We start from the raw sequence: 21,835 nt of genomic DNA, 5'->3' as shown, positions 1-21,835 counted from the left end.
AATCGGTCAATGAGAACCTTGAAAAGACGGAGGGCAGTATGAGCTATAAGACTGAAGACGTGATGTATGCGCAAAAGGAAACGTCGCAGCATGGCGGCACGAAGGACGCGCCGACCTCGCAAGCCACATCGCGCAGCACCGCCGAATACCGCGCGCTCGATGCCGCGCATCACATCCACCCATTCTCGGATATGGGCTCGCTCAATCGCGCGGGTTCTCGCGTGATCGTCAAGGCACAAGGCGTGCACCTGTGGGACTCGGAGGGCAACAAGATCATCGACGGCATGGCGGGACTGTGGTGCGTGAACATCGGCTACGGCCGCCAGGAACTGGCCGACGCCGCATTCCGGCAGATGCGGGAACTGCCGTACTACAACACGTTCTTCAAGACGACGCATCCGCCCGTGATTGAACTGTCTGCCCTGCTCGCCGAACTGACGCCCGCGCCATTCAATCACTTCTTTTACTGCAACAGCGGCTCGGAAGGCAACGATACCGTGCTGCGCATCGTCCATCAATACTGGGCGGCGCAACGACAGCCCGCGAGGAAGTTCGTCATCGCGCGCAAAAACGCTTATCACGGGTCGACGATCGCGGGCGGCACGCTCGGCGGCATGGCTTATATGCATGAGCAGATGCCATCGAAAGTCGAGAACATCGTGCATATCGATCAGCCCTATTTCTTCGGCGAAGCGGCAAGCGATCAGACGGCGGAAGAATTCGCACTGGCTCGCGCGCGGCAGCTCGAAGCGAAGATTCTCGAACTCGGTGCGGACAATGTCGCCGCATTTATCGGTGAGCCTTTCCAGGGAGCGGGCGGCGTGATTTTTCCGGCTGAGACGTATTGGCCGGAAATCGAGCGCATTTGCCGCAAGTACGACGTGCTGCTCGTCGCGGACGAAGTGATCGGCGGCTTCGGCCGAACCGGCGAATGGTTCGCGCATCAGCACTTCGGCTTCGAGCCGGACCTGATCACGCTCGCGAAGGGACTGACGAGCGGTTACGTGCCGATGGGGGCTGTCGGTCTACATGATCGCGTCGCCCGCGCACTGATCGACAACGGTGACTTCAATCATGGCCTCACCTACTCCGGGCATCCGGTCGCGGCGGCCGTCGCGCTTGCGAATCTGAAACTGCTGCGCGACGAGAGGATCGTGGAGCGCGTCAAAGCGGATACGGGTCCGTACTTTCAGAACAAACTGCGTGAGACGTTCGCCGGTCATCCTATCGTTGGCGAGATCAGCGGCGCGGGCCTCGTGGCGGGCGTGCAACTCGCCGAGAAGCCGCTCGAGCGCAAGCGCTTCGCGAATGGCGGCGATGTCGGTACGATGTGCCGCGACTTCTGCTTCAACGGCAATCTGATCATGCGCGCGAGCGGCGACCGGATGTTGCTGTCGCCGCCGCTCGTGGTCAGCCGGCCGGAAATCGACGAAATCGTCTCAAAGGCAAAAGCGGCGATCGATGCGACCGCGCGACAGGTGGGCATCCGATAGCACTGCGTGGTTGCGATTCAGTTTCCCTCAGCCGTCGAGTGCCCGCACAGCCTTCAAATCGCCGGTCAGCCGCAGGATCGCACCAATCATCTGCCCCCCGTGACCGCCGCCGGAACGCGCGGCGGTCCTACTTTACGTTGTACCGGTCGCGCGAGCGTTCCAGGTTATGGTCAGAAAGGCCACCAGCCCTTACCGCCGTTGCCTGCATCATGGTCCGGGTGCGACCCGTCATGATGCCCGTGCGTGTCGGAGTCCCGGTCGAAGTCGAAAAGATCGAACAGGTCGCCGATCGCGGGCGCATTGACCGGGCGACTTCGTTCTGTCGAGCACCCCTCGTTGATCTGTTCGACGGCCGCCTGGCCGTCAGCCGTCGTCCGACGCGAGGAAATGCCACGCCTTGTCCTTGCGCGTCTCCAACCCGTAGCGCCACGCGTGATGATCATTGCTCGCACACCGCAATAGCGTCGGGATAAAAACATTGCAAGCGTATGACAGCGGGCACGGTTGTTTATCGACGTGTAGCACCGTATGCTTGGATACGTCGCTTTCCGTTCGTCAACTTCGAGAAGGTCATTCAGTCATGAACGAATACTGCATGTTCAAGGGAAAACTGCTGCGCGCGGCGCCTTTCAAAGATTCGTATATAGGCAGTCCGCACTATGTGATCACGGTGACCGGCAACGACAACACGCCATTCATCATCGTCGTCAATTCGGCGTCGACGCAACCGGGCGCAAGCGGTAACGACAACGTGTACTTCTATGCCGATCTGAACTTCGCCGATCCACTCACCGCGAAACTGCAGCCCCTGAACCTCGGCCTCTACACGAGCGGCTTTCCACGGCTCGATTACTTCCAGGACAGCAGCCTGATCGACATTCACCGCATGCGGCCGGTCCCCTACGAGGATCAAAACGGCAACCGCGCCGACGTCAACGACATCATCGACGAAATCCTCACCATCGACGAAAGCAAGCCGTCGCAAAGTCTGCCCTACGACAACGGCAGCGGCCAGTTGCACAACCGCGATTTCTGGACACCTACCACCGCGGGCATCGTGGTCTATGGGTTCGGCTTTCTGTTTCTGCCGAAGAAGGACGGTCTTCACGAGACTCACATGAATCAGGGCAATCCGCGCGGCCCGCATTACAACGAAAACGGCGCGTTCCAGGACGGCGCGGTGATCGTGCAGCGCGCCGATGGGTTTGCCGCGATGTTTACCGCGTTTCAGACACAGTATTTGCCGACCAATGCGGCCGGCGATCCGGCGGCGAATGCAGTGGCGTTACCCGTTTATATTCAGCGAGGTTGATAGCGTCGCTCGTGCATGGGGGCAAGTGGAAACCGCCGCGATGCGCGAGAAACAGGTTCTTTCAAAGGGGAAAATCAGATCGCGCGCAAAAGTCCCTCGCGATACGAACGCACCGCGAGAGACGTCGCGTCGATCAGCGCGCGCTCGCGGCGCCTCGACGCGGAATATGCCGCTGCACCACCGCCAGCGCGATCAGCACGATGACCATTGCGATACCGAGCATCAGCAAATAGCCCGAAGCGCCACCGGCCGTGATCACCGCGGCACCGGCGAATGCGCTCAGAATCGCGCCGACGCGGCCGAACGCGAGTGCCGACGCGGTGCCCGTCGCCCGCACGCTGGTCGGATAGACGTATGCGCACAGCGCGTATATCGTCGATTGCACCGCATTGACGAACAGCCCGTGCAAGCCGAGACCGACGATCATCAACGCCGTATGCTGGGTCGCGCCGACGCCGAGCAGCATCCACGCACTCGCGAAGCCGCCCGCGCAGCACAGCAGCAGCGGCCAGCGCGAGCCGTAGCGCCCGATCGCCAGCGCGCACAGCACCGCGCCGATTACGCCGCCGAGGTTGTACGCGCTCAGGCCATAGCCCGCGAGCGACACGCTCAAGCCCTCACTCGTCAGCATCGACGGCAGCCAGCTGAACGCCGCATACACCGCGAGCAGGCACATGAAGAACGCGCCCCAGATCGCGACGGTGTCGCGCGAACGGCCATCGCGGAACAGCGCGGCAAAGCCGACGTGTTTCTCAGCGCTTTGTTCGCGCACATCGGTGAAGCTCGCATCGGCCGACACGTCGCGCGCCATGCGCCGCAGCAGCTTCACGAGTTCGGGCCAGCGATGCGGACGGCGTGCCAGAAAACGCGGCGATTCCGGCAGCGCCGCGAGCAGGACGAGGGCGAGCACGAGCGGCAGCACACCACCCGCGACGAACAGACCGCGCCAGCCATAAACCGGCAGCATCTGGCCGGCGAACAATCCGGCGACCATACCGCCCAGCGGCACGCACAGAATGGTCGCCGTCACCGCGAAGGTACGAAAACGCGCGGGCGTGAACTCGGCGGTCAGCGTGGTCGACGTTGGCAGCGCGCCGCCGATGCCGAGCCCCGCGATAAAGCGCAGCGCCGCAATGGCCGCGACGTTCGGCGCGAGACTGATCGCGCAGGTCGCCAGGCCGAACACGAACACGCTGCCGATCACGGCCCAGCGGCGGCCGAAGCGATCGGCGAACAGCCCCGCGAACGCGCTGCCGATACCCATGCCGACCAGCCCCGACGCGACCACCGGCGCAAACGCGTTGCGCGCGATGCCCCACTCCTTGGTCAGCATCGGAATCGCGAAGCCGATCAGCTGGCTGTCGAAGCCGTCGACGACGATCGACAGCGCCGCGAGCACCACCGCGATTTTCTGCAGCAACGTGTAGGGGCCGTAGTCGAGTGCATGACCGATGTCGACCGTGTTGCCGCCGCGAGCGATGCCGGCGAGCGCCGCGTCGTCGCGCGCGGTCGCGGTCGAGGCCGCGGCCGAAGCGGGAGGAACGAAACTCATGAACCTGTCTCCGATGTTTGCGCTGCACGCGCGTTGTTCGATTTTTTTTGCTGTCGGCAGTACGGTGCGACGCGATGGCCCGCTTCGGCGAGCTGGCCGCCGAACAGCGAGCCCATCGCGACGCGCCTCATCAGAACGGATAGTGACGCGGCGTCGTTTGCAGCGTGACCCAGCGCAGATCGGTGAATTCCGCGATCCCCGCCTTGCCGCCGAAGCGGCCGAAGCCACTCGCCTTCACGCCGCCGAACGGCATCTGCGCTTCGTCGTGCACGGTCGGGCCGTTCACGTGACAAATGCCCGACTCGATGCGTTTAGCGACGTTCAGCGCGCGCGCCGTGTCGCGGCTGAACACCGCCGCCGACAGGCCGTATTCGTTGTCGTTCGCACACGCGATTGCGGCTTCCTCGCCACGCACGCGCACGATCGGCTTGACCGGCCCGAACGATTCGTCGTGATAGATGCGCATGTCCGGCGTCACGCGATCGAGCAGCGTCGCGGGCATCAGCGTGGTTTCGCTCTTGCCGCCGCACACGAGCGTCGCGCCTTTGGCGAGCGCGTCGTCGATCAGCGCGTTGCAGCGCTCGACCGTGCTCATGTCGACTACCGAGCCGAGCACGACCGGCCCCTTGCGCGGATCGCCGAGTGGCAGCGCGCGCGAGCGCGCGGCGAGCCGCTCGACGAACGCATCGGCGATGCTGTCGTCGACGATGATCCGCTCGGTCGACATGCAGATCTGCCCGGAATTCGCGAACGCGCCGAACACGGCCGCATCGACCGCGGCGCCGATGTCGGCGTCGTCGAGCACGACGAGCGGCGCCTTGCCGCCTAGTTCGAGCACGCAGGGCTTCAGATGGCGCGCGCACGTTTCGGCGATCAGGCGACCCACGCGCGTCGAGCCCGTGAAGTTCACGCGACGCACGGCCGGGTGTTCGATCATCGCGTCGACGATGCGCGCGGCGTCGGCCGGCGCATTGGTCACGAAGTTCACGGTGCCGCGCGGCAGACCCGCCTCCTGCATCGCCTCGATGATGAGACCGTGGGTGGCCGGACAGATCTCCGAGCCCTTCAGCACGACCGTGTTGCCGCACGCGAGCGGCAGCGCGATCGCGCGCACCGCGAGTATCACCGGCGCGTTCCACGGCGCGATGCCGAGCACGACGCCCGCGGGCTGGCGCACGCCCATCGCGAGACTGCCGGGAACGTCGGATGGGATCAGTTCGCCGGCGATCTGCGTGGTCAGCGCGGCGGCCTCGATCAGCCCGGCCGCCGCGAGATGCACGTTGAAGCCGGCCCAGATGCCCGACGCGCCGGTCTCGGCGGCCATCGCGGCCGCGAAGGCCTCGGCCTTCGCTTCGAGCGCGTGCGCGGCCTTCGTCAGCAACGCGCGGCGCTCGCTCGGTCCGAGCGCGGACCACACCGGAAAGGCGGCCGCGGCGGCATCGACGGCGGCCACGGCATCTTCGACGGTCGCGGCCGGCGCGCGCGTCGCGACTTCGCCGTCGAGCGGACTGCGGCGCTCGAAGCTCGCGCCGTTGCGCGCCTGTGTCTGCTCGCCGCCGATCAGCATCGATACGTTTTTCATCGTAGGTCTCTCTCCTTTTCGTGAATGGGAGCGCCGTTACGCGACGATCGCTTCGACGAGCGTGGGACCGCTTTTCACGTCACCTTCGGTCAGCGCGCGACGCAACACGTCGGCAAGTTCAGCCGCCTCGCTGACGCGCGCGCCAGGGCAACCCATGCCCGCCGCGATCGTCACGAAGTCGAGGCCCGGCAGGTCCGTGCCCTGCACGGTCTCGCCAGGCGCGAAACCGAACACCGGCGCGAAATCCTGCAGCGCCGCGTAGCGCGTGTTGTTCAGGATCACGAATGTGATCGGCAGCTGCATCTGCACCGCGCTCCAGATCGCCTGAATCGAGTACATGCTCGAACCGTCGCCGATCAGCGCGATCACGCGCTCGCCCGGCCGCGCAAGCGCAACGCCGAGCGCCGCCGGCATGCCGTAGCCGAGGCCGCCGCTGTCCATCGTCAGGAACGTGCCGGCGCGCGCGATGGGCAGATAGGTCTGCATGATGGGCCGCGAGCTCGGCGCTTCCTCGACGACGATGCCATCGGGATCGCGCACTTCGGCGAGTGTCTGCAACGCGAACGCGACCGACATCCGCTCGCCCCGCGCGGGCGGCAGCGCTCGCGGCGCCACCGCGCGCGGCGCGGGCAACTCGCGCGCTTTGGGCGCGGCGCGCGCGAGCAGATCCTGCACGCCGAGCCGCACGTTGCCGACCGCGGCGATGCCCTGCGGCGTCCATGCGGCAATGCCCGGATCGTCGATCAACTGACACAGCCGCGAGCCCGGCGGCACATGCGGACCACTGCCTTCGACGTGATACGTGAACGCTGGCGCGCCGATCACGAAGATCGCGTCGTGCGCGCCGAGCAACTCGACGATGCGCTCACGCAGCGCCGGCAAAAAGCCCGCGAACAGCCGGTGCGTTTCGGGGAAGCTGCAACGTCCTGTCATCGGCGCGACGTAGACGCGCGCGGAATGCCGCTCCGCGAGGCGCACGACTTCAGCCGCCGCGTCCGCGCGATCGACCGCGCCACCGACCACGAACGCGGGCCGCTCGCACGCGTCGAGCACCGTGCCGATGCGTTCGAGCATCGCCGGATCGGGTCGCATGATGTGCGCGACCTCTCGGTCGGCCACGCGCTCGGCAGGCTGATCCCAGTCGTCGGCGGGAATCGACACGAACACCGGGCCGCGCGGCTCCTGCATCGCGATCGCGTACGCACGCGCGATCGCGAGCGGCACATCCTGCGCGCGAGCCGGCTCGATGCTCCACTTCACGTAGGGCTTCGGTAATTCGGTGGCCTGGGTCGCGGCGAGGAACGGTTCGAACGGCAGGATCGAGCGGGCCTGCTGACCCGCGGTGACGACGAGCGGCGTGCGGTTGCGAAACGCCGTGAAGATATTGCCCATCGCATTGCCGACGCCCGCCGCGGAATGCAGGTTCACGAACGCCGCGTTGCCGGTGGTCTGCGCGTAGCCGTCGGCCATGCCGACCACGACCGCTTCCTGAAGACCGAGCACGTAGCGGAAATCCGCGGGAAAATCGCGGAACATCGGCAGCTCGGTCGAGCCCGGGTTCGCGAAGATCGACGTCATGCCGACGCGGCGCGCGAAGTCGATGACCGCGTCGCGTACGGTCCACCGCCTGCTCTGTTCTTTTGCGTGTGCCTGATTCTGCTGCGGCGCGCTGCTTGTCATGCGAAGTCTCCTGTCAGGTGAGCGCGGAAAATCGAATGGCCATTATCACGGCCGCCGGGGTAGCCGAAAATTGCCCAATTCGCAAAAAGGCATTACCTTTCGGCATGACTTACAACCTGCAACAACTGCAGGCGTTCGCGGTGATCGTCGAGAGCGGCAGCCTCGGACGCGCCGCCGAAGCGCTGCACATCACACAGCCGGCCTTGAGCCGGACCATCCGCCGTCTCGAGGAACAGGTCGGCGCGCCGCTGTTCGAGCGGCATTCGCGCGGCATGCATTTGACCGCGGTCGGCGAGGCACTGCTGCCGCACGCGATCCTGTTGCAACGCGAAGCCGAACAGGCGCGCGAGGAAATCGACGCGATGCGCGGCCTCGCGCGCGGCACGATCCGCGTCGGCGCGGTCGGCAGCATCGCGAGCCTCGTGCTGCCGCTCGCGGTGAGCGGCGTGTTGACGAAGTGGCCGAACCTGCGCGTGGAGATCATCGAGGGCGTGTGGGACCGGCTCGCCGATGCGCTCGTCAAACGTCAGATCGATCTCGCGCTCAGCATGGCCGTGCCCGATACCGACGAGATCACCGCGATCGCCGATTGCCGCTGGGAAGACGCGAGCTACGTGGTCGCCGCGCTCGATCATCCGCTGCGGCGCAAGCCTGACCTCACGCTCGCCGACACGCTGGGCGAACGCTGGGCGATTCCGCCACGCGGCACCGGCCCGTTCGAGCACATGCAGAGTGTGTTTGCCGAGCGCGGGCTGGGACTGCCGAACGTCGTCGTCGAAACGCGCTCGGTCACGGCGCTGAAGAGCCTGGTCGCGCGTTCGGGCTTTCTGAGCTGGATGGCGTCGACGATGTACGTGACCGAAAGCAAGGCCGGCGTGTTCGATACGCTCGGCGTCCCAGGCGTGGTCGGGCGGCGCACGTTGACCGCGTTCCGGCGGCGCCAGGGGATTCTGCCGAGCCCGGCGCTCAAGCTGCTGGAGCAGTTACGGCAGTTGACGACGGAGGGTACGACCGCGGGTTGATCGTTTCCCGCACACGCTGCCACTTTCTCGGCGTTTACCCGATAAGTATATTTTATCGATTATTTATCAATAAAGTCTCGTGTTAGATTCCGTCGCCATGCGTCGGGGAAACGAAGCAAGGAGAGCCGGATGGGGGTTTTGATTGGCGTGCCGATCGTGGTACTCGGCTTCGCATTGCGCTTCAACGCGCTGCTGGTGGTGACGATCGCGGGCGTCGCGACCTGGATAGCCGGCGGCTTGCAGACAGTGGAGATCGTCAGCGCGTTCGGCAAGGCATTCGCGGATAACCGCTACATGGGCCTGATCTGGCTCACGCTGCCGGTCATCGCGCTGCTCGAACGTAACGGTCTGAAGCAACAGGCGCGGCATCTGATCTCGCGCCTGCATGCAGCCACCACCGGCCGCGTGCTCTCATCACGCTGGTCGGTACGCTGACGCTCAAGTACGCGCCTTTCGTCGAAACGAAGAATCTGGTTTCTGTGGCACGCTGATGACGCCGATGGCGGCGAACTTCAACATCGTCCCCGCCGCGCTGCTCGAACTGAAGGACCAGAACGGCGTGATCAAGGCGCAATGGCCGACCGCTTTACTATTGCTGATCGTCAACACCATACTGTCGTACGTGTTCGTATTCCGCTTCTGAGGAACCGCCGATGACCACCCAGCTCACCCGCGAATTCGCGTCCAGATTCGCCAATGTCGCACTCGCCCACCTCACGCGCGAATACCCGAACAAGCTCACGCACTCGCTCGAAGGACCGCAGGACGTGCAGGGTCCGCGCGCCTTGCATCCGATCTTCTACGGCAGCTACGACTGGCATTCGTGCGTGCACGGTTACTGGCTGATCCTGCATCTGCTCGAACGCTTCCCCGATCTGCCCGAGGCCGCGCGCATCATCGCCGTGGTCGACGAGCATTTCACCGTGGCGAACGTCGCCGGCGAACTCGCGTATCTGGAGCTGCCGCACAACCGCGGCTTCGAGCGGCCGTATGGCTGGGCGTGGCTGCTCGCGCTCGGCGCGCAGTTGCAGTCGATGAAAATCTCGGAAGCCGCGCGCTGTGCGAAGACGTTCGCGCCGCTCACTCAGGCGTTCGTCGAGCGCTTCGAGGAGTTCCTGCCGAAAGCAACCTATCCGCTGCGCGTCGGCACGCACTTCAACATGGCGTTCGCGCTCGCGCTGACGCTCGATTTCGCGCGGCAAACCTCGCGCGAATCGCTCGAGGCGCTGATCGTCAGCACCGCGGAGCGCTGGTATCTGGACGACGTCGCGTGTCAGGCGTGGGAGCCGGCCGGCGACGAGTTCCTGTCGCCGTCGCTGATGGAAGCGGAGTTGATGCGGCGTGTGTTGCCGTCGGCGCAGTTCGCCGACTGGTTCGGACGCTTCCTGCCGGACCTCGGCGCGAAAAAACCGGCGACGCTGTTCGAGCCCGTCACCGTGACCGATCGCAGCGACGGCAAGATCGCGCATCTGGACGGCCTCAATCTGAGCCGCGCGTGGTGCCAGCGTGCGCTCGCGCGTGCGCTGCCCGCCGGCGACGTGCGTCGCACCGTGCTGTTCGATGCGGCCGAGCGTCATCTGCACAGCGCGCTGCCGCATGTGACCGGCGACTACATGGGCGAGCACTGGCTCGCCACGTTCGCGACGCTGGCGCTCGAAGCTTGAGCGAACCGGGAACTAACTGAACCGGCTTTGAAGAGATAAAGCCGTGCTGGTTGGGGCGCTTCAGTACGAAGCGCCCTTTTCATGGCCCGTTCAACAGTCCCTGCCTGCGGCGGTAAAATCGCGCAAGGCGATTGCGCCGCTTTAAAGGTGGAAGTTTGACTGAGTTCGAGCAGGGTTTCATTTTGACCCGACATTGGCGGGACACGCCCGCCGGCACGGAAATCGAGTTCTGGCTGGCCACGCACAGCGGGCCGCGCCACATCCGTCTGCGCCCTCAGCCGTCCGTCGCCTTCATTCCGGCCGAACATCGCGAACGCGCCGAAACGATCCTGCGCCGCGACGCGCCGCTCGATCTGCGTTCGCTCGAATTGCGCGACTTCCAGCATCGGCCGGTCAGCGGGCTTTACTGTGCGCAATACCGGCAATTGAAGGGCTTCGAGAAGCGCCTCAGAGAAGGCGGTGTCGATGTCTACGAAGCCGATATCCAGCCGCCCGAGCGCTACATGATGGAGCGCTTCATCACCGCGCCGGTGTGGTTCAGCGGCGTGCCGCAGCAGAATGGTCCGGGGCTCGATGGCCCCTGGCTCGACAGCGAACTCAAACCGTCCAACGACTATCGTCCGCCGTTGAAGCTCGTGTCGCTCGACATCGAAACGAGCGCGCATGCCGAGCTATATTCGATCGCGCTCGAAGGCTGCGGCGAGCGGCAGGTGTATATGCTCGGGCCGCCGAATGGCAACATCGGCAACATCGGCAATGTCACCGACGCCATCGACTTCAAGCTCGAATACTGCGAAACCCGCGCACGGCTGCTCGAAAAGCTGATCGAGTGGATGGAGCGGCACGATCCCGATGCGATCATCGGCTGGAACCTCGTGCAGTTCGATCTGAAGGTACTGCAACACCATGCCGAGCAGTATCGCGTGCCGCTGCGCATCGGACGAGGCGGCGCGGTGATGGAGTGGCGCGAACACGGCGTCACGCGCAATCACTTTTTCGCGGGCGTGGCGGGTCGTTGGGTCATCGACGGCATCGAGGCATTGCGTTCGGCGACGTGGAGCTTCCCGTCGTTCAGCCTCGAATACGTGTCGCGCTCGGTGCTGGGCGAAGGCAAGGCGATCGACAATCCGTATCAGCGCATGGACGAAATCCAGCGCCGCTTCGACGAAGACAAGCCCGCGCTCGCGCGTTACAACCTGAAGGACTGCGAGCTCGTCACGCGTATCTTCGCGAAGACCGAGTTGCTGCCGTTCCTGCTCGAACGCGCGACCGTGACGGGCCTGCCCGCCGATCGCAGCGGCGGCTCGGTCGCGGCGTTCACGCATCTGTACATGCCGCGCATGCATCGGCAGGGCTATGTCGCGCCGAATCTCGGCGACGTGGCCGGCGCCGCGAGCCCCGGCGGCTTCGTGATGGATTCGCGGCCCGGGCTCTATGACTCGGTGCTCGTGCTCGACTACAAGAGCCTGTATCCGTCGATCATCCGCACGTTTCTGATCGATCCGCTCGGTCTGGTCGAAGGCATGCTGCATCCCGACGACGCGAGCTCGGTGCCGGGCTTTCTCGGCGCGCGCTTTTCACGCACGCGTCACTGCTTACCGTCGATCGTCGCGCAGGTGTGGCAGGCACGCGAAGCGGCCAAGCGCGAGCACAACAAGCCGCTGTCGCAGGCGCTGAAGATCATCATGAACGCGTTCTATGGCGTGCTAGGCTCGACCGGCTGCCGCTTCTTCGATCCGCGGCTTGCGTCGTCGATCACGATGCGCGGCCACGAGATCATGCACACGACACGCGAGCTGATCGAGGCGCAAGGCTACGAAGTGATTTACGGCGACACCGATTCGACCTTCGTCTGGCTCAGGCACGCGCATGACGAGGAAGACGCCGCGCGCATCGGCCGCGCGCTCGTCGAACATATCAACGCGGCGTGGCGGCAGAAGCTGCAGGCGCGCTTCGGTATCGACAGTGCGTTGGAACTGCAATTCGAGCGGCACTACCGGCGCTTTTTCATGCCGACGGTGCGCGGTGCCGAGGAAGGCAGCAAGAAACGCTACGCAGGACTTATGGTATTGCCGGACGGCCGCGAGGACGTGGTCTACAAAGGGCTCGAAACCGTGCGCACCGATTGGACGCCGCTTGCGCAGCAGTTTCAGCAGGAACTGTATCGGCGCATCTTCAAGCAGCAGCCGTATCAGGATTACGTGCGCGACTATGTGCGCGATACGCTCGCCGGCCGGCTCGACGATCAGCTCGTCTATCGCAAGCAGTTGCGCAGACCGATCGACGCTTACGAGCGCAACGTGCCACCGCATGTGCGCGCGGCACGCGTCGCCGATGAGTTCAATCGCCAGCAGGGACGTCCGCTGCAATATCAGAACGGCGGCTGGATCAGCTACGTGATGACGGTGGCCGGCCCCGAGCCGCTCGAAACGCTGCGCTCGGCGATCGACTACGAGCACTATCTGACGCGGCAATTGCAGCCGGTTGCCGACGCGATTCTGCCGTTGCTACGCGACGATTTCACGACGCTGATGTCGGGGCAGAAGCAGTTGTTCTGATCGGGGCGGCGAACGCGCGGCTGCGAGCATGGACGAATTGCCTGCTTCACCATGGACGGGGCTCGGCCTCTTCATCGGAGTGCGTGTTATGCACAGCAAAGGTGCGGCAGGGCGAGTTGCCGCGGCTCGCGTATCGCATGCTCCGCGCTACCGGTAATCCGTGATTAAAGGCGGAAAAAAACTAATCCCTGGTTTTGATTTGCAACCCTATCAACAGAATTAGAGCGCCATCATAATTTGAAGTATTGTAATTTCTTCGGTGTCCGCGCAATTGGCCGGTTTGCATTGCTGCTTGACCTAACCCTTTATTGTCCTATAGTGCCATTTGATCCGCCTCAGAAATATTGTGGGGGCGTGTGTCTGATATCCCTGAATCTGTAGCCCCAACGATCTGCAACGACAGGAGAAGATGCATGAAAGCAATCCACGCCGTCAAACTGGTCGGTACCGCCCTTCTGATTTCGGGTTCGATTCACGCCTATGCGCAGGCGAGCAACGCTAACGCCCCTGCGTCTGCCCCGACCACGACGCCCGAAGCCCGATCGCATTACAAGTCAATGAAAGCAGCGAACCGGGCGCTACAGCGTCAGGTTCGAAATGCGCTGGTGAAAGACAGGAACATCTCCACGGCCAATATCACAGTTCGCGCCCGCGATGGTGCTGTCACGCTGCAGGGCAGCGTACCGCTTCAGGCAGAAAGCGACCGGGCAACCGAGGTGGCGAAAGGGGTGCCTGGCGTAACTTCGGTCAGGAACGCGCTGTCGATTCGTCCTGTGGGCACCTGAAGCAGTCCTGGACTGGACCCCGCTTTGCAGGAAGGCCGGCGCTCTGACCGTGCATTCCATTGAGGGCATAGCCAATGCGGCACATGGCGGCGGGCCGGCTCGACAGCCGGCCTTCGCTATGCGGATATCTTCTCGAGTTCGAGCCCTTTCGTCTTCGGCCCCATCAAGCCAATCGCCAGCATCACGATCAGCATCGCGCCCGCGATGAACACGAACACGCCGGTCGTGCCGAAGTAGCGCAATACGGCCGCGATCAGAAAGGCCGTGAAAATCGCGGAAAAGCGGCTCCACGAGTAGACGAAGCCGACCGCGCGCGCCCGGATGCTGGTCGGAAACAGTTCGGTCTGGTACGCGTGATAACTGTACGAAATGATGTTGCCGGCCAGCGTCAGGCACACTCCGAGGCTCACGAGGAGCACCGCCCCCGATGCCTGACTGAACCACAACCCGCACACGATATTGACGCCGGCCATCACGACGATCACCGTCTTGCGCTCGAAGCGGTCGCCGATAAACAGCCCGATGATCGGACCGAGCGGCGCGGCCAATGCGATCACGCTCGAATACATCAGGCTCGTCGTGATCGTGATGCCCTGCTTGATCAGCAGCGTCGGCACCCAGTTCGCGAAGCCATAGAAGCCGACCGTCTGGAAGATGTTGAAGATCGTCATCATCAGCGTGCGGCTGCGGTACGGCGGCACCCACATGTCGCGGAAGCTGCCGCGCGGTGGGATCGGCACCGGCGGCGCCGGCGGCGGCAACTCGCGGCCATATTCGTGACGTACCTTCGCCTCGAGCGCGTTCATCACGCGGTCGGCTTCGGCGAGACGTCCTTGCTGCGCGAGCCAGCGCGGGCTTTCCGGCAACGCGCGGCGAATCCACCAGACGAATAGCGCGCCATGCGCGCCGATCAGCACGACCCAGCGCCAGCCGTCCAGACCGAACAGCGTGCGCGGCACCAGCAGAAACGATAGAAACGCGACCACCGGCACGGCCGTGAAGCCGACCGCCTGCTCGCACGCGAACGCGCGGCCGCGGATCTGCTTCGGCACCAGCTCGGAGATGTACGTGCCGATCGTCACCAGTTCGACGCCGATGCCGACACCGGCGACGAAGCGCCAGAAATTGAGGCCCGTCGCGGTCTCCTGAAACGCCATCACGAGGTTCGCCGCGGTGTACCACAGCAGCGACCAGGTGAACACCGCGCGCCGCCCGAAGCGATCCGCGAGGAAACCGCACGCGATCGTGCCGATAAACAGGCCGCCAAACAGCGCGGCGATGAAACTCGCGACGCCGGTCGAGCCGAACAGGCCATGCGTGGTCGCGGTCAACATGCCGCTTTTCACGAGGCCCGGCGCGATATAGCCGGAGTACAGCAGGTCATAGAGTTCGAAGAAGAAGCCGAGGCTCAGCAGCACCACCAGCTTCCAGACGGAGCGCGTGGCGGGCAAGCGGTCGAGGCGCGCCGAAATGCTGCCGGCGTCGGGCGATGCGTGGCCCGCCACCTGCGCGGGCGCGCCGCGCTCGGCGCTGCCGGCCGCGTCAGTGGAATGCGCCACGGTACCGCCGCTGCGCGCGACGGACCCCGCGGGATCGGGGAATGCCATGTTGTCTGTCTCCTTCTGTTGCGACTGCTTTTACGGCAGGGCTGATCGCTTACCGCGGCCGGTTCGATGCCGGCCTTGCGTCCTGTCGCGCGTCGCACGCGCCACGATGGGTCGGCCGGAGTCCGGCCAGCATTCTAGCCGTGCCCGCGTTGCAATTGTTCGAACGTGGTGATTTTTCCGGCCAGCGCGCTCGCCGCGACCGTGTACGGGCTCGCGAGCCAGACGTCGCCAGGTCCCGAACGGCCGGGGAAATTGCGGTTGATCGCGCTGATCGTCACGTCGTTCGGCTTGGCCGATTGTCCCGGTCCGCAGTTTGCGCACGAGCCGCAGCCAGGCATCACGAGCGTCACGCCCGCGCGCTCGAACACCGGCAGATAGCCCTGCTCCTCGCAATACGCGCGCACCGCCATCGTGCCGAATTGCAGATACAAACGCGTGCGCTCGGGCACCCGTAGGCCGTGCTCGACGCCCCAACGCAGCACCTCGTGATAGAAATCGAAGTCCTCGCGCTTGCCCGCGGTGCACGAGCCGCCATACGCGATATCGATCGCGACGTCCTGTTCGAGCCGCGGCGCCGGCACGCCATTGCCGGGGTCGCCCGGACGCGCGAGCATCGGTTCGATCGCGTTCGCATCGATATGGATCGTGTCGCGATAGGTCGCGTCCGCGTCGCTTTTCATCCAGCCTTCCAGCACGAAATCGACGCCGCGCCGCTCCTTCAGGAACGCGACCGTGCACTCGTCCGGTTCGACGATGCCGGTGAAGCCGCCGAGTTCCGCGACCATGTTGGTCAGCGTCGCACGTTCGTCGATCGACATCGCGCGCACCGCCGCGCCGCCGTATTCGAACACGAGGCCGATCGCGCCGCCCGAGCGAATCGCCTCCATCCGCAGCAGATGCAGCACGACGTCCTTCGCGGTCACGCCGTCGCGCAACTGGCCGTCGATCTCGATGCGCAGCGTCTCCGGCACTTTGCAGCGCACGTAGCCCGTGACCCAGCTATTGGCGATCTCGGTCGCGCCCGCGCCAAATGCGAGGCAGCCGAGCGCGCCCGAATGCGGCGTGTGCGAATCGGTACCGCATGCTACCTGGCCCGGCAGCGCGTATTGCTCGGCCATCAACGCATGACAGATGCCCTCGGAGCCGGGCACACCATCGAGCGCACCGTGCGAGCGCACCGGGTAGTCGCGCGAAAACGACGTGTGGCCTTCCATCAGATTCGCGACGCCCGGCAACAGACCGTCGCGCACGTGAGGGATGCTCTGCGGCGCGAGCACCAGATGATCCTGGAACGCGATGATGTGATCCGGCGCATGCAGCGGCGCGGGCTTGCCGAACGCCCGATGCATCAGATGCGCGCACATGCCGGTGAAATAGTCATGGCTGAAGCGCCAGTCGGCGGCGATGAACACGCCGTCGCCGCGCTGCGCGCTCGCGGTGCCCGGATGCAGATGACGGTCGATGATCTTCTCGACCAGCGTTCTCGGCTCGGCGCCCGGCGCCTCGTTCGGGGCATCGCTCGCGCGCTCGCCCGGCGCGGGCCACTCCGCAAACCGGCTATACGCGAGCAGCCCGCCGCTGCGGATGATCTGCTGCGTGAGCGAGTCGCGGCCTTTGAGGAATTCGTCGATCGGCACCGCTTCGCCTGCAAGCAGGCGATCGAGCACGGAAAAATCGGTCGTGGTCAGAATGCCGATGTTGTCGCAGTTCTGCTGATAGATACGCTCGAAGCTCTCGGCAACGATCAGGCGAATACCTGCGGACAACTCCGCGAGCGGGCTCGATTCGCGCGACGAGCCCTTGCCGTAGCGCTTGCCGGCCACCGTCACGCGAAAGCCGCCGTCCTTCACCGCATTGCGGCCGATCGGCAGACGGTCGCCGGCCTTGAAGCCGACGTACGGGTACTGGCCGAGGCGCTCGTCGTAGGTGAGCATTACGGTGACGGGCGTGATCTCGTCCGTCGACACGTTGTCGCGCAACGGTCCCGCCGTGTCGCGAGTGAAGTTTTCGCCGGCCAGTTGCGCCTCGATCACGGCCGGGTCTTGCGACAGGTACAGCACGCGGCCGTCCAAACGAATCGTATCGCTCATCACTGCATTCTCCTTGCGCTCACTATACGGCGCGCAAGGTGGATGCCGAAGTGCCGGTGCGGCAACGCTGCCGTCTCGTTTCGCGAATGCTCGATGGCGGAGCCGCGGCGCGCAGTGCGGGCGGTGGAATCGTCTAAGGCGGATTGCCGAGGAACGACACCAGCGCGGCCGCGCTCGCGCTCAACTGCTCGCGCGCCTTGAAGATGATGATCAGATGACGCTCCGCCCACGCATCGGCAAGCGGCAGCAGCCGCACGTCGAGCGTGTTCACGTAGAGCAGGCCGACCGGCTCGGGCACGATCGCGATGCCGAGCCCCGCATGCACCATCCGGCACAGCGCATCGAGACTGCTCACGCGCATCCGCACGTCGAGCTGCTGGCCCGCGCTCGCCGCCTGCTGCGCGAGCAAACGCGTGAGCGCGCTTTCGCTGCGCAAGCCGACGAAGCTGTCGTGCAACAGATCGTCGAAGTTCACCCGCGCCGCGCTGGCGAGCCGATGCCCACCCGGCACGAGCACCGCGAGCCGGTCCTGGCGATACGGCATCTGCTCGAACGCCTCGCTGCCAGCAACCGGATTACAGATGCCAAAGTCCGCGCCGTGTTCGTCGACGATACGCAGCACGTCCGCGCTGTTTTCTTCTTCGAGTTCGATCGCTACATCCGGGAGCGCGCGGCCGAATGCGGCCACGTCTTCAGGCAAAAACTGCACGATCGACGACAGATTCGCAACCACCCTCACGCGCCCTTTGACGCCCGTCGAAAAGCGCGACAACTCCGCGCTCATCTGCTCGATATTGCCGATGATCGCGAGCGCGTAGCGCAGCACGGTCTCGCCGACCGGCGTCACGGTAATGCCGCGCGACTGCCGTTGAATCACCGGCAGGCCGATCAGCGCCTCGATCTCGGCGATGCGCCGGCTCACCGCCGACGACGCGATGAACTCGCGCTCCGCCGCGCGCGCGATATTGCGCTCCTGGCAAACGGCGACGAACAGACGCAGCGAAGTCAGATCGAGTTTCTTGAGCAGGTTTTCCATGGGACGAGGCGACGGATCTTACGACAATGGCGGCAGATCGCTGGAATCGTGGCCGTTATCGTCTCACGGCACGCGGTGTTGCGCCATTGCGCCGACAGCGGCCCTCACAGCGCATCATGAAAGATGATGCCGACCGTATGCCGATGTCCCGAGCGCAGGCGGCTCACGCCGTGCCGCAGATTCACGCGATACGGCCCGCGCGTACCCTGCACGGGCCGGCTGTTCACGGTGAACACGACCGCGTCGCCCTTCGCGAGCGGCACGACTTCGGCACGCGACTGCATGCGCGGACGCTGCTCGGTCATCACGAACTCGCCGCCTGTGAAGTCGCGCCCCGGCTCCGACAGCAGTACCGCAACCTGCAGCGGGAACACGTGTTCGCCGTACAGATCCTGATGCAGGCAGTTGAAATCGCCCTCGCCGTATTGCAGGATCAGCGGCGTCGGACGCACCTGGCCCGCGTCATGGCAGCGTCGAATGAAATCCGCATGTTTCGGCGGATAGCGCACGTCGATGCCCATCGCCATGTTCCAGCGGTTCGCGACCGGCACGAGGTGCGGATAAAGGGCACCGCGCAAGCCGCCGACGAGCGACGGCAGCGGATACGCAAAGTACTTGTATTCGCCGCGACCGAAGCCGTGGCGCGCCATGACGACGCGGCTGCGATAAAGCGCGTCGCGTGTATAGAGCGCGCTCAGCGCGTCGCATTCGCGGGGCGTCAACAGTTGCGGCACGGCGGCGCAGCCGTACTGATCGAGATCGTGTTCGATCCGCGGCCAGTCGAGTGCGTCGACGCGTTGGTCGATCGTTTGGGTGGGAGCGATTGCGTTCATCGTCGATGAGTGGGCGGCGCGGGCTCGTCGCCCGCGCCATCAAAGTAGGTAGCTCGATGAACTTAGTGTACGAGTGTGGTGGCGGGAAAACACTCCGGGTCTTGCGGTCAAATTCAGCCGCACTGCACGGACGGACGATTCACGCTACGCTGTCGGTATCGTTGCGGCCGCACTTGCCGCCGCCGCATCGCACTTCATTCCGCCAGGACAACCATGAAACAGCAGCTCACCATCGATTTTGTTTCCGACATCGCCTGCCCGTGGTGCGCGATCGGCCTGTCGTCGCTGCAGCTCGCGCTCGCGCGGCTTCAGGACAAAATCGACGCGCGCATCGTCGTGCATCCATTCGAACTGAATCCGCAGATGGGACCGGACGGCGAAGACATCGTCGAGTATCTCGGCAAGAAATACGGCCGCACGGCCGAGCAGATCGCCGAAACGCAGGCGATGATCCGCGAACGCGGCGCGAGCGTCGGCTTCGATTTCGGTCCGCGCATCCGCACCTACAACACGTTCGACGCGCACCGCCTGCTGCATTGGGCCGGCCTGAAGGGCCACCAGTTACCGCTGAAGCTCGCGCTATTGCGCGCGTATCATGCCGACGGCAAGAATCCGGGCAACCATGACGTGCTGGTCGAAGCGGCCCAGTCGGTAGGACTCGACGCCAACGAAGCGCGCGACGTGCTGACGAGCGGCGCGTATGCCGATGAAGTGCGCGAAGCGGAAAAGAACAATCAGGAAACGGGCATTCAATCGGTGCCCTCGATCATTTTCAACCGCCGCTATCTGGTGACCGGCGGCCAGCCGGTCGAGCAATTCGTGCAGGTGATCGAGGAGATCGTGGCGAAAGAGACAGCGTAAGGTTCATCGTCGAAGCGAAGCGTAATGGACGGCCCATTCTGAGTACCTGGCTCAATCATGCACTCGCGAATGCTTGCGTGCTGTCTCTTCAACACATCTGAGCAAAGATAGTCTGGACCTATTGTCCAAGCCGTCCCGGCTGCTTGCAGCAGGTCTTTCTTATCCCACTGCACGCGCCTTAGAGCCGCTTACAGATAGCTGCAAACGTAGTCCAGCGTTTCGACCACATCGATATCGAAGCGGCTCTTGCCAGGCACCGAGAACGATTCGCCGCCGCCATAGGTCTTCCACTCATCGCTGCCGTCGAGACGGATGCGGCATTTGCCCGCCTGCACTTCCATCAGCTCCGGCGCGTCGGTGCCGAAGTTCAGCGTGCCGGGCAGGATCACGCCGAGCGTCTTGCGCGTGCCGTCGGCGAACAGCACGGTGTGCGACACGCACTTGCCGTCGAAGTACACGTTGGCTCGTTTGACAACAGAAACCTGGTCGAATTGCGTTGCAGCCGTCATGGCGGTCTTCCTCTGGATCATCGTGAAGGGATGCGTTGCGGCCCGGTGGGCGCGGCAGACGGCGCGCGATCCGCGCAAGCCGCCCGGCAGGGCGCCCTGCCGGGCGCGAGCCAGCCATCATACATGGCTATTGATGGCGCCAATACGGTAAAGTCTGCCAGAATCATATCGACACCTACACAGACTCATTCGACCCATGCGCTCTCCCGCTCCTTCCGCCGGCGCCGTATTGTTGTTGATCGATCTGCAACGCGCGATCGATCATCCGAGCTGGGGCGAGCGCAACAATCCCGCAGCCGAGACGCAGGTGAGCCGCTTGCTCGCGCATTGGCGTAGCCGAGGCTGGCCGGTGTGGCATGTGCGGCACGACTCGACGGAGCCTGGGTCGCACTATCGGCCGGGTCAGGCGGGACACGAATTCAAGGCGTCCAACGTGCCGTTGCCCGACGAACCGGTGATTGCGAAACGCACGAATAACGCGTTCATCGGCACGGGACTCGAAGACCGCCTGCGCGCCGCCGGCCACACGACGCTGGTCGTGGCGGGTGTCATCACCAACAACTCGGTCGAGACGACGGTGCGGATGGCCGGCAACCTCGGCTTCGATACGTATCTCGTGGCCGACGGCTGTTTCACTTTTGCACGGACCGACTGGCACGGAACGCCGCGCAGCGCCGACGACGTTCATGCGATGTCACTGGCCAATCTCGATCATGAGTACTGCGCGGTCGTCACGACGGACGCGCTATTGGGCAACGGGCAACCGCAATAGCCGCAACGTCGATCTGCCGCGCGGCGAGCCACAATCAGGTGGTACAGGAGGACCTGTGAGAAAAGACAGCGCGAGCACCCTAATTGGCGCCATTGCCGCGGCAGCGATTGCGATCGGCACTGCGACCTGTGCGAATGCGCAAACCAGTGGCGGCATGCCGAACGATGCTTCCGCGCAAAGCCAATCCATCGCGGCATCGCCGGCTCGCAACAGACCCGATAGCGAGCTCGCGCGCGACGTGCGGCGCGCGCTCGCACGCACACCGAACCTGCATTCAACGTCGATTCACGTGCAGGCGCGCCGCGGTATCGTGGCGCTGACCGGTTGGGTACCGCAGCGCGCTCAGGTGCAACGCGCGGGCAGTGTCGCGAGATCGGTGCGCGGAGTCAGACAGGTGAATAACCATCTGAATGTGCGCACGAGAGGTGCCAGCGGTCACTAGCGCAAAACGAATAAAAGAAAGTACTCAGCCCGCCACG

Annotated in this window: 17 protein-coding genes and 2 pseudogenes; 11 read left to right on the top strand and 8 right to left on the bottom strand. The window is 64.5% G+C overall.

Going from position 1 to position 21,835, the window contains the following annotated elements; genetic code table 11:
* Nucleotides 1-38: 38 nt before the first annotated feature.
* Complete coding sequence (locus OKW35_RS24195; RefSeq protein WP_429553315.1) at nt 39-1,493, top strand: aspartate aminotransferase family protein; 1,455 nt, start codon at nt 39-41, stop codon at nt 1,491-1,493.
* Nucleotides 1,494-2,073: 580 nt separating this feature from the next.
* The gene (locus OKW35_RS24190; RefSeq protein WP_429553314.1) at nt 2,074-2,805 is read left to right on the top strand and encodes a DUF2278 family protein; all 732 of its coding nucleotides are present in this window, start codon (nt 2,074-2,076) and stop codon (nt 2,803-2,805) included.
* Between the two features lie 133 nt (nt 2,806-2,938).
* Here the strand turns inward: OKW35_RS24190 and OKW35_RS24185 are convergent, their stop codons facing one another.
* The 3 genes from OKW35_RS24185 to mdlC all read right to left on the bottom strand — a co-directional run bounded on the left by OKW35_RS24185 (nt 2,939) and on the right by mdlC (nt 7,619).
* Nucleotides 2,939-4,357 (bottom strand): MFS transporter, encoded by a 1,419-nt coding sequence (locus OKW35_RS24185; RefSeq protein WP_429553313.1) that lies wholly within the window; start codon nt 4,355-4,357, stop codon nt 2,939-2,941.
* Between the two features lie 130 nt (nt 4,358-4,487).
* A complete protein-coding gene (locus tag OKW35_RS24180) occupies nt 4,488-5,939 on the bottom strand; it encodes an aldehyde dehydrogenase (RefSeq protein WP_429553312.1) in 1,452 nt (483 codons plus the stop codon).
* A gap of 36 nt (nt 5,940-5,975) precedes the next feature.
* The gene (mdlC, locus tag OKW35_RS24175; protein WP_429553311.1) at nt 5,976-7,619 is read right to left on the bottom strand and encodes a benzoylformate decarboxylase; all 1,644 of its coding nucleotides are present in this window, start codon (nt 7,617-7,619) and stop codon (nt 5,976-5,978) included.
* A 104-nt stretch (nt 7,620-7,723) separates the two neighbouring features.
* Here mdlC and OKW35_RS24170 point away from each other — a divergent pair, with 104 nt between their 5' ends.
* The 6 genes and pseudogenes from OKW35_RS24170 to OKW35_RS24145 all read left to right on the top strand — a co-directional run bounded on the left by OKW35_RS24170 (nt 7,724) and on the right by OKW35_RS24145 (nt 13,648).
* Entirely contained in the window at nt 7,724-8,641 is a 918-nt protein-coding gene (locus OKW35_RS24170) for a LysR family transcriptional regulator (protein WP_429553836.1), read from the top strand.
* A gap of 129 nt (nt 8,642-8,770) precedes the next feature.
* Nucleotides 8,771-9,052 (top strand): annotated as a pseudogene (locus OKW35_RS24165) (5-oxoproline transporter, DUF969 family subunit); the annotation flags it as partial.
* 58 nt (nt 9,053-9,110) lie between these two features.
* Nucleotides 9,111-9,284 (top strand): annotated as a pseudogene (locus OKW35_RS24160) (5-oxoproline transporter, DUF979 family subunit); the annotation flags it as partial.
* 10 nt (nt 9,285-9,294) lie between these two features.
* Nucleotides 9,295-10,305, top strand: a complete 1,011-nt coding sequence (locus OKW35_RS24155) for a DUF2891 domain-containing protein (RefSeq protein ID WP_429402823.1) — start codon at nt 9,295-9,297, stop codon at nt 10,303-10,305.
* Between the two features lie 155 nt (nt 10,306-10,460).
* Entirely contained in the window at nt 10,461-12,863 is a 2,403-nt protein-coding gene (locus tag OKW35_RS24150; RefSeq protein WP_429553310.1) for a DNA polymerase II, read from the top strand.
* A 413-nt stretch (nt 12,864-13,276) separates the two neighbouring features.
* On the top strand, nt 13,277-13,648 hold the full coding sequence (locus tag OKW35_RS24145) for a BON domain-containing protein (protein WP_184064654.1): 372 nt from the start codon (nt 13,277-13,279) through the stop codon (nt 13,646-13,648).
* A gap of 116 nt (nt 13,649-13,764) precedes the next feature.
* On the opposite strand, the gene OKW35_RS24140 is transcribed toward OKW35_RS24145, so the two are convergent.
* The 4 genes from OKW35_RS24140 to OKW35_RS24125 form a co-directional block, all read right to left on the bottom strand.
* Nucleotides 13,765-15,255, bottom strand: a complete 1,491-nt coding sequence (locus OKW35_RS24140) for an MFS transporter (RefSeq protein WP_429553309.1) — start codon at nt 15,253-15,255, stop codon at nt 13,765-13,767.
* A 134-nt stretch (nt 15,256-15,389) separates the two neighbouring features.
* Nucleotides 15,390-17,345 (bottom strand): aconitase family protein, encoded by a 1,956-nt coding sequence (locus OKW35_RS24135; protein ID WP_429553308.1) that lies wholly within the window; start codon nt 17,343-17,345, stop codon nt 15,390-15,392.
* Nucleotides 17,346-17,478: 133 nt separating this feature from the next.
* Nucleotides 17,479-18,381, bottom strand: coding sequence for a LysR family transcriptional regulator (locus OKW35_RS24130; RefSeq protein WP_429553307.1), 903 nt, complete (start codon nt 18,379-18,381; stop codon nt 17,479-17,481).
* Between the two features lie 104 nt (nt 18,382-18,485).
* Nucleotides 18,486-19,214 (bottom strand): 2OG-Fe(II) oxygenase, encoded by a 729-nt coding sequence (locus OKW35_RS24125; RefSeq protein ID WP_184064427.1) that lies wholly within the window; start codon nt 19,212-19,214, stop codon nt 18,486-18,488.
* 213 nt (nt 19,215-19,427) lie between these two features.
* Here OKW35_RS24125 and OKW35_RS24120 point away from each other — a divergent pair, with 213 nt between their 5' ends.
* Nucleotides 19,428-20,075: a DsbA family oxidoreductase gene (locus OKW35_RS24120; RefSeq protein WP_184064424.1), complete on the top strand. Its 648-nt coding sequence runs from the start codon at nt 19,428-19,430 to the stop codon at nt 20,073-20,075.
* A gap of 188 nt (nt 20,076-20,263) precedes the next feature.
* Here OKW35_RS24120 and OKW35_RS24115 read toward each other — a convergent pair whose 3' ends face one another.
* Nucleotides 20,264-20,584: a pyrimidine/purine nucleoside phosphorylase gene (locus OKW35_RS24115; RefSeq protein ID WP_429402818.1), complete on the bottom strand. Its 321-nt coding sequence runs from the start codon at nt 20,582-20,584 to the stop codon at nt 20,264-20,266.
* Between the two features lie 196 nt (nt 20,585-20,780).
* On the opposite strand from OKW35_RS24115, the gene OKW35_RS24110 reads away from it, so the two are divergent.
* Together OKW35_RS24110 and OKW35_RS24105 are read left to right on the top strand one after the other, a co-directional pair.
* The gene (locus tag OKW35_RS24110; RefSeq protein ID WP_429553306.1) at nt 20,781-21,356 is read left to right on the top strand and encodes a cysteine hydrolase family protein; all 576 of its coding nucleotides are present in this window, start codon (nt 20,781-20,783) and stop codon (nt 21,354-21,356) included.
* A 55-nt stretch (nt 21,357-21,411) separates the two neighbouring features.
* Nucleotides 21,412-21,798, top strand: a complete 387-nt coding sequence (locus OKW35_RS24105; protein ID WP_429553305.1) for a BON domain-containing protein — start codon at nt 21,412-21,414, stop codon at nt 21,796-21,798.
* Nucleotides 21,799-21,835: the final 37 nt, after the last annotated feature.

Source organism: Paraburkholderia sp. MM5477-R1 (assembly GCF_050436385.1).
GTDB lineage: Bacteria > Pseudomonadota > Gammaproteobacteria > Burkholderiales > Burkholderiaceae > Paraburkholderia > Paraburkholderia tuberum.
Note: the sequence above shows the minus strand (reverse complement) of the source record. Positions and strands in the feature narration are given on the sequence as shown.

Coding starts and splice junctions, on each gene's coding strand:
- OKW35_RS24155 (WP_429402823.1), top strand. CDS start 9,295: ATGACCACCCAGCTCACCCGCGAATTCGCGTCCAGATTCGCCAATGTC.
- OKW35_RS24185 (WP_429553313.1), bottom strand. CDS start 4,357: ATGAGTTTCGTTCCTCCCGCTTCGGCCGCGGCCTCGACCGCGACCGCG.
- OKW35_RS24135 (WP_429553308.1), bottom strand. CDS start 17,345: ATGAGCGATACGATTCGTTTGGACGGCCGCGTGCTGTACCTGTCGCAA.
- OKW35_RS24120 (WP_184064424.1), top strand. CDS start 19,428: ATGAAACAGCAGCTCACCATCGATTTTGTTTCCGACATCGCCTGCCCG.
- OKW35_RS24145 (WP_184064654.1), top strand. CDS start 13,277: ATGAAAGCAATCCACGCCGTCAAACTGGTCGGTACCGCCCTTCTGATT.
- mdlC (WP_429553311.1), bottom strand. CDS start 7,619: ATGACAAGCAGCGCGCCGCAGCAGAATCAGGCACACGCAAAAGAACAG.
- OKW35_RS24190 (WP_429553314.1), top strand. CDS start 2,074: ATGAACGAATACTGCATGTTCAAGGGAAAACTGCTGCGCGCGGCGCCT.
- OKW35_RS24110 (WP_429553306.1), top strand. CDS start 20,781: ATGCGCTCTCCCGCTCCTTCCGCCGGCGCCGTATTGTTGTTGATCGAT.
- OKW35_RS24140 (WP_429553309.1), bottom strand. CDS start 15,255: ATGGCATTCCCCGATCCCGCGGGGTCCGTCGCGCGCAGCGGCGGTACC.
- OKW35_RS24170 (WP_429553836.1), top strand. CDS start 7,724: ATGACTTACAACCTGCAACAACTGCAGGCGTTCGCGGTGATCGTCGAG.
- OKW35_RS24195 (WP_429553315.1), top strand. CDS start 39: ATGAGCTATAAGACTGAAGACGTGATGTATGCGCAAAAGGAAACGTCG.
- OKW35_RS24115 (WP_429402818.1), bottom strand. CDS start 20,584: ATGACGGCTGCAACGCAATTCGACCAGGTTTCTGTTGTCAAACGAGCC.
- OKW35_RS24130 (WP_429553307.1), bottom strand. CDS start 18,381: ATGGAAAACCTGCTCAAGAAACTCGATCTGACTTCGCTGCGTCTGTTC.
- OKW35_RS24180 (WP_429553312.1), bottom strand. CDS start 5,939: ATGAAAAACGTATCGATGCTGATCGGCGGCGAGCAGACACAGGCGCGC.
- OKW35_RS24125 (WP_184064427.1), bottom strand. CDS start 19,214: ATGAACGCAATCGCTCCCACCCAAACGATCGACCAACGCGTCGACGCA.